The sequence below is a fragment of the Halorubrum sp. BV1 genome, from assembly GCF_000746205.1.
Classification (GTDB): Archaea; Halobacteriota; Halobacteria; order Halobacteriales; family Haloferacaceae; genus Halorubrum.
This window is the reverse complement of the sequence record NZ_JQKV01000002.1, coordinates 740,152-752,198: the sequence shown is the minus strand read 5'-3', so window position 1 is coordinate 752,198 and position 12,047 is coordinate 740,152. Positions and strand designations below refer to the sequence as shown.

9 protein-coding genes are annotated in these 12,047 nt (G+C 65.5%); 3 read left to right on the top strand and 6 right to left on the bottom strand.

Features of this window, described 5'->3' with window-relative positions:
* Positions 1-30: 30 nt before the first annotated feature.
* The 5 genes from EP28_RS08310 to EP28_RS08290 form a co-directional block, all read right to left on the bottom strand.
* On the bottom strand, positions 31-1,845 hold the full coding sequence (locus EP28_RS08310) for an ABC transporter substrate-binding protein (protein WP_155118444.1): 1,815 nt from the start codon (positions 1,843-1,845) through the stop codon (positions 31-33).
* Positions 1,846-1,959: 114 nt separating this feature from the next.
* Positions 1,960-2,943 (bottom strand): ABC transporter permease, encoded by a 984-nt coding sequence (locus EP28_RS08305; protein ID WP_049983529.1) that lies wholly within the window; start codon positions 2,941-2,943, stop codon positions 1,960-1,962.
* Between the two features lie 102 nt (positions 2,944-3,045).
* Complete coding sequence (locus tag EP28_RS08300) at positions 3,046-4,341, bottom strand: oligopeptide/dipeptide ABC transporter ATP-binding protein (protein ID WP_049983528.1); 1,296 nt, start codon at positions 4,339-4,341, stop codon at positions 3,046-3,048.
* Between the two features lies 1 nt (position 4,342).
* Positions 4,343-5,380, bottom strand: a complete 1,038-nt coding sequence (locus EP28_RS08295) for an ABC transporter ATP-binding protein (RefSeq protein ID WP_049983527.1) — start codon at positions 5,378-5,380, stop codon at positions 4,343-4,345.
* A 2-nt stretch (positions 5,381-5,382) separates the two neighbouring features.
* Entirely contained in the window at positions 5,383-6,333 is a 951-nt protein-coding gene (locus EP28_RS08290) for an ABC transporter permease (protein ID WP_080506088.1), read from the bottom strand.
* Between the two features lie 338 nt (positions 6,334-6,671).
* Between EP28_RS08290 and EP28_RS08285 the strand changes: the two genes are divergently transcribed.
* Together EP28_RS08285 and EP28_RS08280 are read left to right on the top strand one after the other, a co-directional pair.
* Positions 6,672-7,964, top strand: coding sequence for an amidase (locus EP28_RS08285; RefSeq protein WP_049983525.1), 1,293 nt, complete (start codon positions 6,672-6,674; stop codon positions 7,962-7,964).
* Between the two features lie 296 nt (positions 7,965-8,260).
* Positions 8,261-8,986, top strand: a complete 726-nt coding sequence (locus EP28_RS08280) for a nucleoside phosphorylase (RefSeq protein ID WP_049983524.1) — start codon at positions 8,261-8,263, stop codon at positions 8,984-8,986.
* Between the two features lie 30 nt (positions 8,987-9,016).
* Here the strand turns inward: EP28_RS08280 and EP28_RS08275 are convergent, their stop codons facing one another.
* Complete coding sequence (locus EP28_RS08275; protein WP_049983523.1) at positions 9,017-9,463, bottom strand: UPF0179 family protein; 447 nt, start codon at positions 9,461-9,463, stop codon at positions 9,017-9,019.
* Between the two features lie 185 nt (positions 9,464-9,648).
* Here EP28_RS08275 and tmcA point away from each other — a divergent pair, with 185 nt between their 5' ends.
* Positions 9,649-12,030 (top strand): tRNA(Met) cytidine acetyltransferase TmcA, encoded by a 2,382-nt coding sequence (gene tmcA, locus EP28_RS08270; protein ID WP_049983522.1) that lies wholly within the window; start codon positions 9,649-9,651, stop codon positions 12,028-12,030.
* Positions 12,031-12,047: the final 17 nt, after the last annotated feature.

The window sequence follows — 12,047 nt, the reverse complement described above, 5'->3', positions numbered from 1 at the left end:
GACGGCAGGGCGAAAACTGACTGCGGGCGTCTACGGGTCGAGACCCAGTTCCTCGATACAGGGGAAGTCCTCGGCCGAAGGCACTTCTCCCTGCGGCCACAGCGGGTCGAGGTCGGCGTCCGGGGGGTAATGGAGGTTGCCGTTGTCGTCCCAGCCCCAGCCGGCGTCTTCGAGCAGCTGCCGGGCTACATCCGGGCTCCCCTGTGGTGACTCAGCCCACCCGGAGAGCATGTCCTCGGGCGGGTACATCGGATGGTTCTTGGAGATGTACGTCGGGTACATCTCGGGTTCGACCTCGCCGGCCAGCGCCACGCCGATCATCTGCTGGCGGTTCATCGAGGCGTCGACCGCCTTGCGGAACTCGGGGAACTTGCACGGCGCTGTATGACAGACGTACTGGAGGTTGTAGGCCGTGTGCGTGGCCGCGAACTCCGCGCTGGCATTGTCGATATTGTTGTTCACGCGCTCGGCGTTCGGTGGCGAGATCTCCGGCGTGATCATACACTCGCCGGCCTCGAGAGCGGTGATCATCGTCTCCTCGTTGCGGTAGGCCTCGAAGACGATCGGCTGGCTGGCCTCGTAGGTCGGATGGCCGTCGTGCGGCTCGGTGACGACGCGCTGCCCGCGCTGGAGTTCGGTCACCTCGAGCGGTCCCGAAGAGACGATGGGCGTCTCGAACTGGGCACCGCCGGGGTTTTCGACCGCACCCGCCTCCTCGAAAGACTCCTTGTGAAGGATACCCCATCGCATCAGCGTCGTGCGCGCGAAGGGGATGTACGGCTCCGTGAAAGTAAAGCGGACCGTCTGCTCGTCGGGCGTCTCGATGGTGTCGTACGGAACCGGCGCTGCACCGGGGTACGCGCCGGCCTCGCCGCCGCGCTGGATCTGCTCGAAGGTGAACTTTACGTCCTCGGACGTAACGGGATCGCCGTTGGTGAACGTCGCGTCGTCGAACAGTTCGACGACGATCTCTTGGGAGTCGATGACGTCGACGGAGCCGAGCAGCTCTGTGAGTTCGAAGTTCTCGTTGTACTTATGGATCGGCGAGTGGATCATGTGCTGCCACATCGCCTCCGGCATCGAGGCGGAGTGGGTCAGCCAGTTCGACGTCTCGGTGGCGATCGGGTTGATCGCCACCACGAGATCCTCGTCGTTCGTGGTCTGGGACTTGAACGCCCACTCAGCGTTCGACCGGGCGATCCCGCCGTTGCCGATGCCGCCCATCTCGACCATGTCCGTGCGATACGCGCCGATATTGGCGACCGGAGCGAGGTTGCCGATGGCGCAGTCCTCGGACAGTCGGGCGATGGCCTCGTGCATGCCCTGCTGGCGCTCCTCCGATGTCTCCGCTCTCGTCTGTTCGAGGAGCAGTTCGGTGTACTCACAGTCGGCGTAGTTGGAGTAGCCGCTCTGCCCGTTAGCCCCGGCCCAGTCCAAGCGCATGTTGTTCAGGAGTTCCTGCGGGTCAAGCCGATCGGCCGCGGGCACCCACCACGTAAACGAGATGTTGTTGTCCCGGTTCTCGTCGTTGGCCATCTGAGAGAGCTGTGTCGTGATACTTACCGGAACGACCTCCATCCCGACGCCGAGTTCCTCGACGCTGCTCGAGATGATCGGTGCCATCTGCTCTTGTGTGGTCGTGAATCCGCCGTAGTCAGACCAATATTCCATCTGCAGCGTCGAGACGCGTTCGCCGAGATCGCCATCAGAGCCGCCGCCACCCCCGCCACCGCCGCCAGACTGTCCACTACAGCCGGCGAGTCCGGTTGCGCCTGCAGCACCGATAGCTTTCAGGACTGAGCGGCGGTTCACGCTGCCACCACTCGAGTCATTTTCGCATGACATACGCTCACAAGCATACCCGGAAAGCATAAAACTGTCGCCGGCATGAGTGGGTGGAAATAAAATAATAGCATGTATTTATATGTCTTCTACGGCCGAAAAAACGGCGCAGGCGTGTCAGTCCTCGACGCGGATGCGCGGATCGATCACGCCGTACAGCAGGTCGATCAGGAAGTTCGAGATGATGACGAAGGCTGCAACGAGGAAGAACACAAACTGGACGGTGGGGTAGTCCCGACCGAGCACCGCCTCGACGAGCGTGAACCCGATCCCCGGCCAGTTGAAGACGGTCTCGATCAGCACGAGGCCGCCGAGCGCCCGGGCGAGCGAGACCGGGTAGATGGTGATCACCGGGAGGCTAGCGTGCTTGGCGATATGGGACAGTCGCTTCCGGATCGGCAGGCCGGTCAGGCGGTGGTACTCGGTGTAGTCCTGGTCCATCACCTCGACGACGCTCGTCCGCATGATAAGCGAGGGGATGAACAGGTATCGGCAGACGACAGCCACGAACGGCAGGATGTAGTGGATACCGAAGTCGGGAGTGACGTACGGTCCCCACCACGTCGCCGCGTCGCTACCGCCGGCCGACAGCATCCCCGATGTCGGGAAGATGTTGAGCCAACTCGCGAAGACGACGATCAGGACGATCGAAATGAAAAAGGCCGGGAACGACCCCGCACCGATGACCGGGATGAGACCGAACTTCTCGAGCCGGCTGCCCCGCTTGCTCCCGGCGATAGTCCCGATTAGCGCCCCGAGGATGTAGGTGAACGTCATCGCGGGCGCGACGAGGATGAACGTGTTAAATATCCGCATCTTGACGAACTCCCAGACCGGGATGCGGTAGACCGGCGACTCGCCGAGGTTGCCCTGCGCGAGGTTCGTGATGTACTGCCAGTACTGGATGTAGAGGGGCTGGTCCAGTCCCCACTTGGCGCGCAGCGCCGCGAGCGCCTCTTCGTTAGCGCCCGCCACGGCCATCTGGGCCGTGAAGTCGCCCGGCATCGACCGGAACATCACGAACAGGGCGGTGAGCACCAGCCACAGCGTGAAGACGGTCTGAATACTGCGAACGGCGACGTATCGTTTCATCGACGACATGGGCTCACCTCCGGACGCGAACCGCCGTCGTGAGTCGTTCGGCCGGATCGTGCGCTCCGTGATCGGGGACCGTCGAGTACGGCCGCCCGGAGTCGTCGGGAGTCAGTCTGTCGTGATTGCATGGTCTTCCGTGGGCTGTCGGTCGTGGTCGTAGTACTGGTGGCAGGCGACGTGCCAACCGGATTCGTCCTCGATGGAGTCGGGTGTGAGTTCACAGACGCTCTCGAAGCGCTTACTGAGGCGGTCGATGGCGGCGTCCGGCTTGCCGGCCGCGATGTCTTCAAGCGCCGCGTCGACCGTCACCGCATTCTCGCCCGACATCTCAGCCGAGAAGTGCTCGTCGCCGATGGCGGTGGCAAACGCGTCCGTATCGCTCGGATTATCCAGGCTCTTTCGGATGCGATCGAGCGGGAGTTCGTCCCGTTCGAGCGCTTCGCGAAATGCCATTACCTCTCGGTACGCCGACTGATCGATATCGATCCCGTCAGGGGGGATCACCTCCGGGCATCTGTCGCGGAACCGACAGCCCTCCCCCAGATCGATCGGGTCGCGTGGCGCGCCAGACATCTCCGTCCGCGGCCGGTCGTAGTGGGGATCCGGCACCGGAATTGCGGAGACGAGCGCCTCCGTGTAGGGGTGTTTGGGGTTGTCGAGGAGTCTCCCCGTGGCCGCCGACTCGACGATCCGTCCCAGGTACATCACGTTCACGACCTCCGAGATGTACGACACCGTCGAGAGGTCGTGTGAGATGTAGATCATCGAGGCGTCGTAGTCGTCGATGAGTCCCTTCAGCATCCGCAGGACGGACGCCTGTGTCGACACGTCGAGCATCGACACCGGCTCGTCCGCGAGGATGATATCGGGTTCAAGCATCAGCGCACGGCCGATGGCGACGCGCTGTTTCTCACCGCCGCTCAGGTTCATCGGCTTGCGACGCAGGTACTTCTCCGGCGGGCGAAGTTCGACATCCTCCAGCACCTCCCGGACCCGCTCGTCGCGGTTACCGATGCCGTGAATCTCCAGCGGTTCCCTCAGCGACTCCTCGACGGTCATCTTCGGATCCAGCGAGTTGAACGGGTCCTGGAAAATCACCTGGACGTTGCTCCGGTACTCTTTCCAGTCGCGTTTGTCGAACGACGACATCGGCGTTCCCTTGTACATCACGTCGCCGCCGGTGATGTCGTGGAGGCCGATGAGCGTCAACAGTAGCGTCGTCTTGCCACAGCCGCTCTCGCCGATCACAGCGATGGAGTCGTTCCGTTCAAGGGTGAACGAAACGCCGTCGACGGCTTGAATCTTCGACGGCTCCCGTCGCATGAGCACATCGAAGACGTTCGTGCTCTCTTCGAAGTGCTTCTCCAGTCCGTCTATCTCCAGTAGCGGTGGGTCAGTCGTCATTTCAGTCGTCCCCCTGTTTCGGCGATGCCGGATCGACCGCGCCGTGTTCCTCGTACAGTTCGTACGCCTCGTCGGATCGGAAACACGACGCGGCGTGGGTCGCGTCGTCGTCGCCGACGGGTTCGAGCGACGGGGCGCTCTCGTGACACTCTTCGACCGCCCACGGACAGCGATCGGCGAAGCTACACGCCGAGACCTCGCCGATCAACTCTGGCGGATAGCCTTCGATCACCTCCAGTTCCCTGTCCGGCTCGCGGATGTCCGGGAACGCCTCTTTGAACATGAAGGCGTAGGGATGACGGGGGTTGTCGTGGACCGATTCCGTCGACCCTCTCTCGGCGATCTGACTCGCGTGCATGATCGCAACGCTATCACACGACTCGAAGATGACGCTGATATCGTGGGTGATGAGGAGGAGGCTCGTCGAGGCGTCGTCTTTCATCCGACCGAGATACTTGAAGATCTGGTCTTGCATGATCACGTCCAGCGCCGTCGTCGGCTCATCGGCGATGACGAGGCTGGGTTCCAGAAACAGCGCGAGCGCGATAATCGCGCGCTGTTGCATCCCGCCGGAGAACTGGTGTGGGTAGTCGTCGATCCGGCTCTGCTGGAGCCCGACCACGTCGAACATCTCCTTGAGCTTCTCGCGAATCTCCTCGTTGGAGAGGTCGGTGTGGACTTGGCCGATCTCTAGGGCCTGTTTGCTCACCCGCTGGAGCGGATCGAGGCTGTTCATCGAACTCTGTGGGATCCAAGAGATCTCCTTCCACCGGAGGCTCTCATTGAGCTGTGCGTCGTTGAAGTCTTGGATCTCCTCGCCGCGGTACCGTATCGTTCCACTGTCGACGAAGCCGTTGTCATCGAGTCCACCGATAATCGCCTTCGCGGTCGTGCTCTTGCCGGAGCCGGACTCGCCGGCGAGGCCGAAGAACTCGCCCTCGTCGATGCTGAAGGATGCATCGGACACCGCGGTGATATCGCCCCCGTCCGTCTCGTACCGAATTGTGAGGTCTTCGACCTCGAGTAGTGTGTCAGACATACTTACGCGGCAACCGTATCAGATTCGACCGACTCGCCGTCGGCCGTGATGAGATCCTCGTATCCCCGTCCGAACATGAACGTCGAGAGCACCGTGATACCGATCAGGAGACCGGGCGTCAGCGACCACCACCACGCCTCAGACATGTAGCCGGAGTTGAACGCGTTCCGGATCATGACTCCCCACGACGGCGTGAACGGCGACGCGACGCCGAGGAAGGTGAGGCTGGCCTGAAGCATGATCGCGTAGCCGACGCCGAGCGCCAGAAAGAAGATGGCCATCGGCGCTACGTTCGGGAGGATGTGTTTGATGATGATCCGCCGTCTGCTCGCTCCCGTCGCCTTGGCGACCTTGACGAACGGGTACTGCTTGATCTGTAGGGTCTGAGCGCGTATCACCCGAGCCCCGCCCCGCCACAAGATCAAGCCGATGACGAGAATCGAAGAAAGAAACCCGACTCCGAGAAAGGTGATCATCACGATGCCAAAGGGGATGAGCGGCACGCCGTACGCGAAGTCGGTGAAACGCATCAGGATCGTCTCGGTGCGCCCGCCGACGTAGCCGGCAGTGATCCCGATCGTGGTCCCAATCGTGAGGATTAGCCCGCCACCGAGAATGCCCGTGATCACGGTCGGACGGGCTCCGACCAAGAGCCGTGAAAGCACGTCGTAGCCCGCGAACGTCGTCCCGAGGGGATGCGCAAGCGAGGGCGACGCGGCGCTCAGTACCTCGCCGCTCTGGCTGTAGTGTGTCTGCTCGATGCCGTAGGGGGCGACTATCGGACCGAAGATGCCGAGGATCGTGATCCCGACGAGTATCCAAAAGTACGCGGCGGTCGTTCTATCGTTGAGCATCACCCGCAATCCACCGACGAAGTTTCGGACGATGTGGTTGTCCATTACTGCGTCCACCGGCCCGGAGCTGGTGGTCGGGACCAAGTCACGTATTGGCATACCCGACCTAATCCCGAGGGTAGTCAAAAGTGTTGTCCTTGGTTTGATCCTGTCGATTGGGATCCGTTTTACCACATTCTGTGCCGGTCACATGCCCGGATTATATTCAGGCGGCTACCAAACATATCAGCGGCAATATGGGTGTCGACATCGAGAGTGGTACGGGGTGTTTGCGGCCGCCGTGGCCGTCCGGGACAGTTCAGTGAAGGACGTTCCGGTCGAGCGTCTCGAACACCACGGCCACTCCTCCTGCCGCAACAGCACGCTTGCGGACGCAGGTGCCATACTGTGCCTCCGGGGTCACAACATATTAATCGAATTACGTGGAACACTGTCAAATGGTGACTCACGACGCACCGCTGGCGGCGGCGATAGATGACCTGCGCCGAGACCGGGTCGGAATCGACGAGCATCTCGATACCGTTGAATCACGGGTTGAGGCGGTCGAACCGGAGATCGAATCGCTCGTCCCCGAGGAGGACCGGTGGGTTCGACTCCGGGCGGCTGCGGCGGATCTTGAAGCCCGGTTCCCGGATCCCGCGAGGCGGCCGCCACTGTACGGTGTTCCAATCGGGGTGAAAGACATCTTCCATGTGGACGGACTGCCGACTCGGGCGGGATCAGACGTCCCGCCCGAGGTGCTGGCCGGCGAGGAGTCGACGGCAGTGCGAACCCTCCGCGAGGCTGGAGCGCTGGTTCTCGGCAAGACGGTCACGGCCGAGTTCGCCTACTTCGCACCCGGTCCGACTCGGAACCCGCACGATCCGGCTCACACTCCCGGCGGATCGTCGAGCGGGTCGGCGGCAGCCGTCGCCGCTGGGCTCTGTCCGTTCGCGCTCGGCACACAGACGATCGGGTCAGTGACCCGTCCGGCGGCGTTCTGTGGTATCGTCGGGGTGAAGCCGAGTTTCGGTCGGATTTCCACCGACGGCGTGATTCCCTGTACGCCCTCGGTCGACCATGTCGGGTTCTTCACGCAGGACACTGCGGGCGCTTCGATCGCCGCGGCACTACTCTGTGATGAGTGGCAACCGCTACCGGCACCGCGCGATCGCCCGACGCTCGGCGTCCCGGAGGGTCCATACCTCCAGCAGGCGAGTGACATCGGACTCGACGCGTTCGAGGAACACGTTTCTCGGCTCGAACGCGCGGGGTACGACGTTGAGCGGATCGACGCGTTCGAGCACATCGACGAGATCAACTCCCGGCACGAGCGCCTCGTTGCCGCAGAGTTCGCACTCACTCACGAGGAGTGGTATGAGGCGCATTCGGACGGGTACGCTGACGCCTCTGTCGAACTCCTCCGAGAGGGGCGTGAGGTGTCGACCGGTGACGTTGCCGCCGCCCGCAGCGGGCGTGATCAACTCCGTTCGGCACTACACGACCTGATGCGCGATTCGGGGGTCGATCTCCTGATCTCGCCGTCGGCCCCCGGCCCGGCCCCGGAGGGAATCGACACCACAGGCGATCCCGTCATGAACCTTCCCTGGACGCACGCGGGACTTCCTACCGTCAGCCTGCCCGCTGGGACGACCGAACACGGCCTGCCGCTCGGACTCCAGTGTGCCGCACCGTTCGGCGACGACGAGAGTCTGCTCGCGTGGGCACACGACATCGCCGACAGTCTGTGAACCGCCTCGCGGTCACGTCCCGAGGCACTCGGCTTGCGGAGAATCGAAGAGAACGCCTCGCACTTCGGAGGCGGATGTCACTCCGTCAGGGTAGACCGACGCGGCGATAACCGGGAACGCAGATTTATTTGCTAGATAGTATTACACATGACTTTCCCCATACACCTGATATTCTATTTTGTATAGTATGTCGCTATACAGAATCTGGTCCGGGTCGGAGCCGCGCCGAAATCGAGCTCCATCCGACCAGTCCGCCGACCGGTCCGTTTTTGCGCGGAGCGGGCGTCTCCGCGCGTATGGCGAAACAACCGCACCTGCTTGTCGAGGACGGCGACGTACACGAGATCGCGATCATTCCGGGCGATCCGGGCCGCGTCGACCGGATCGCCGACCTGTGTGACGACAGCGAACTCGTCGCGGAAAACCGCGAGTACCGGGTCGTCAACGCGAGCTACGAGGGCGTCGACCTCACGATCTGCTCGACGGGGATCGGCTGCCCGTCGGCCGCGATCGCCGTCGAGGAGCTGTCGCGGGTCGGCGTGGAGACGTTCCTCCGGTGTGGCACCTGCGGTGCGCTGCAGCCGGACATGGAGGTCGGCGACATGGTCGTTGCGACCGGCGCGGCCAAAGAGGAGGGGACGAGCAAGCGGTACGAAGACGAAGTGTACCCCGCGGTCCCCGACTACGGCGCACTCACCGGTCTGGTCGAGGCGGCCGAGGACAACGACGAGGAGATCCACGTCGGGCCGATCGTCTCCGACGACGCCTTCTACAACGAGAGCGACGCGTACGTCGACGACTGGACCGACGCAAACCTGCTCGCCATCGAGATGGAGGCCGCGACCGTCTTCGCGCTCGCGCGACGCAAAGGCCTGCGCGCGGGGGCCATCTGCACCGTCGACGGCAACCTCGTCGCGGGCACGCAGAAGGGCGCGGACTCCAACGACGAACTGCCCGAAAAAGCGAAGGACAACGTCGAGCGCGCGATCCGGATCACGCTGAACGCGGTCACGTCGCTGTAGTCTGGCGGCGCGATTCGATCGGCACGGCGGCTACTCTTCGGCGCGGAACTCGACCAGCGTCAGGTCGCGGTCGAGCGCGCACTCGTCGTGGGGCGGCTCGCCGAGCACCTGATCTATCACGCGCTCCTCGCCGAAGTCGGCCCCGTCGGGGACGCAGTACCCGTGGCTCGGGCACTCCGTGTGCGGGCACGGTCCCGCGAGGGAGGCCTTGCTCCCGGCGTACGCTCGTTTCGACGGGACGGTGGCGGGAACGGGTGCGGGCTCGACTTCGACCGCGCGGACGCCGGCGTCGTGGACGGCGCAGTCGAGCGTCTGCGCGTTCTCGCGGATCCCCGTCACGCGGTACCGTGTCCCCTCGGTGAGGTTGAGACACTGCCCTCGGTAGGGACACCCCTCGCAGTCGGGCGATTCGCCCTCGTAGACGAACTCGCGGCCGACGTCTGCGAGCCGCGTGCCGACGAGCGTGACCGTGGTCATGCCCGAACCGATGCTCCGCGCCGCCGTAAGCCTCCCGCCTCGGCCCGGCTGGGATCGTCTCTCGTGCCGCCCGCCTCACCCGCTGTATCCACCTTGTTTCGCCCACTTCACCCGCTGTATCCGATCTCCCCACCGCGGAGGACAAGACACATCCGCCGTCCCGGACAACGAGTGCCAACCGACGAATGATCGCGACGCTGGCGCGGCGGGCGAAACGAGCGGCCGAAGCGGTGAACGAGCGACGCGTCCTCGTGCTCGCCGGCGACCGCGACACCGGGATCGACGCGGCCTACACGGCAGTCGAGGCGGCCCTCGGAGCGACCGAGGACGACGTCTCTGTCGTCTCGACGCGCGAGGGATTCCGGTTCGAGGAGCACCGGCCGCGGCGCGCTGACGGGCTCCTCGGTCGCACCCGCGAAGCCGTGGTGCTCGACTGCCACGAGCAGTTCGTGCCGAACGCGCTCGGCCGGTGTGTCGGGGCGGTCGACGGCGGCGGACTCTTGATCCTCGTCGCGCCGGCGCTCGACGCGTGGCCCGCGACGCGCGACCGCTTCGACGAGTCGCTCGCGGTTCCGCCGTACGCCCTCGACGACGTGGCCGGCCGCTTCCGCGAGCGGCTGGTCGACACGCTCCGAACCCACTCGGGAATCGCGATCGTGTCGCTGGGAGACGGTCCCGAGGGGCGCAACGCGCTCTCCCGCGACGCGCTCTCCGCGGACTCCGTGGGCGGTGGCGAGACGGTCTCGGAGACGCAGCCGCCGACTGCACCGCCGGACGCGACGTTCCCGACCGCGGCGTACGAGGCCTGTCTCACGGCCGATCAGGCGCGCGCCGTGCGGGCGTTCGAGCCGCTCTCGACTCCCGGAAACGCTGTCGTCGTCGAGGCGGATCGGGGTCGCGGCAAGTCGAGCGCGGCGGGCCTCGCCGCCGGCGCGCTGGCGCTTTCGGGCGCGGACGTGCTCGTCACCGCGCCGGCGGCGCAAAACGCCGCGGCGGTGTTCGCGCGCGCCCGAGAGCTTGTGAGCCGCGACGGCACCGACGACACAGAATCATCCGCGACCGCGGCGGCGGAGGCGACGCGCAACCTCGATGTCCCGGGCGGTGGGCGCGTCCGCTACCTGCCGCCGGCGGAGGCGTCGGAGATGCCCGGACGCCCGGACGTCGTGATCGTCGACGAGGCGGCCGCGCTGCCGGTACGACTGCTCGACCGCCTTCTCGATGCGCCGTCGATCGCCTTCTGTACGACGGTCCACGGTTACGAGGGGTCCGGGCGGGGGTTCGCTATCCGGTTCCGCGAGCGCCTGCTCGCGAGCCGGCTCGCGGTGCGAGACGTGCGGCTCGACGAGCCGATCCGGTACGCGCGCGACGACCCGATCGAGGCGTGGGCGTCGCACGCGCTCCTGCTCGACGCGCGGCCGGCGGTCGAGGAGGCGGTCGCGGGGGCGGCGGTTGCAGACGCGACGTATCGGCCCCTCGATCCGACCGAGTTAGTTGCGGACGAAACGCTCCTCGGCGAGGCGTTCGGCCTGCTCGTGGCCGCGCACTACAGAACGGAGCCGAACGACCTTGCGCGGTTACTCGACGCGCCGAACCTTCTCGCGCGGGCGCTCGTCGCCGACGGCCGGGTCGTCGCGGTCGCCCTGCTCGCGCGTGAAGGGGGCCTGGACGCGGCGACCCGCAGCGAAATGTACGAGGGCGAGCGCGTCCGCGGGAACATGGTGCCGGATCTGCTCACGAGCCAGCTTCGCGACGAGGCGGCCGCCGAACCGCGGGGCATCCGGACGGTCCGGATCGCGACCCACGCCGCCCTCCGCGACGAGGGGTTCGGATCGCGGCTGCTCTCCGAGATACACGCCGAGTTCGGGAGCACGGGCGGAGCATTCGAGGGCACGGACGCGGGGGTCGAGAGTACGGACGCCGAGTTCGGGAGCACGGACGCCGCCGGCGACGGCGTCGACTACTTTTCCGTCGGGTACGGCGCGACGCCTCGGCTGCTCCGGTTCTGGCGACGCGCGGGCTACCGGACGGTACACCTCTCGACCGTCCGTAACGACACCTCCGGCGAGCACTCGGCGGTCATGTTGCGGCCGGCCGGCGAGGCGGGAGCGGCTCTCCTCGATCGCCACGCCGACGCCTTCCGTGACCGGGAGCGAGACGGCCTCTCGGACGCTCACCGCGAGGTCGACGCCGACGTGATCCGCGGCGCGCTGCGCGCCTGCGCCGCGCCGGTCCCGATCGACCTGACGGACGCGGAGTGGCGCTCCGTGGTGGGCGCGTCGTTCGGGCCGGGAACCTACGACACCGCGCCGGGGGCGTTCCGCGACCTCGCGCTCGCGGCGCTGATCGAGGGTGACGGCGCGGACGACGCCGCACTCGACGACCGCGAGGAGCGCCTGCTGGTCCAGAAGGTGTTACAGGGCCGGAAAGCGGCGTCGGTGGCAGACGACCTCGGGTTCGTCTCGACGGCCGCCTGCATGCGCGCGCTCGGCGACGCGTACGTTCCGCTCGTCGAACGCTACGGCACGGAGCTCGCGCTCGCGGAGCGGGAGCGGTTCACGACCGAGTGACGGGGCGCAGGGGACAA

Bases quoted from the DNA above. Each gene is read 5' to 3' on its own strand.
- EP28_RS08310 (WP_155118444.1), bottom strand. From the start codon at position 1,845: ATGTCATGCGAAAATGACTCGAGTGGTGGCAGCGTGAACCGCCGCTCA.
- EP28_RS08305 (WP_049983529.1), bottom strand. From the start codon at position 2,943: ATGTCGTCGATGAAACGATACGTCGCCGTTCGCAGTATTCAGACCGTC.
- EP28_RS08300 (WP_049983528.1), bottom strand. From the start codon at position 4,341: ATGACGACTGACCCACCGCTACTGGAGATAGACGGACTGGAGAAGCAC.
- EP28_RS08295 (WP_049983527.1), bottom strand. From the start codon at position 5,380: ATGTCTGACACACTACTCGAGGTCGAAGACCTCACAATTCGGTACGAG.
- EP28_RS08290 (WP_080506088.1), bottom strand. From the start codon at position 6,333: ATGCCAATACGTGACTTGGTCCCGACCACCAGCTCCGGGCCGGTGGAC.
- EP28_RS08285 (WP_049983525.1), top strand. From the start codon at position 6,672: ATGGTGACTCACGACGCACCGCTGGCGGCGGCGATAGATGACCTGCGC.
- EP28_RS08280 (WP_049983524.1), top strand. From the start codon at position 8,261: ATGGCGAAACAACCGCACCTGCTTGTCGAGGACGGCGACGTACACGAG.
- EP28_RS08275 (WP_049983523.1), bottom strand. From the start codon at position 9,463: ATGACCACGGTCACGCTCGTCGGCACGCGGCTCGCAGACGTCGGCCGC.
- tmcA (WP_049983522.1), top strand. From the start codon at position 9,649: ATGATCGCGACGCTGGCGCGGCGGGCGAAACGAGCGGCCGAAGCGGTG.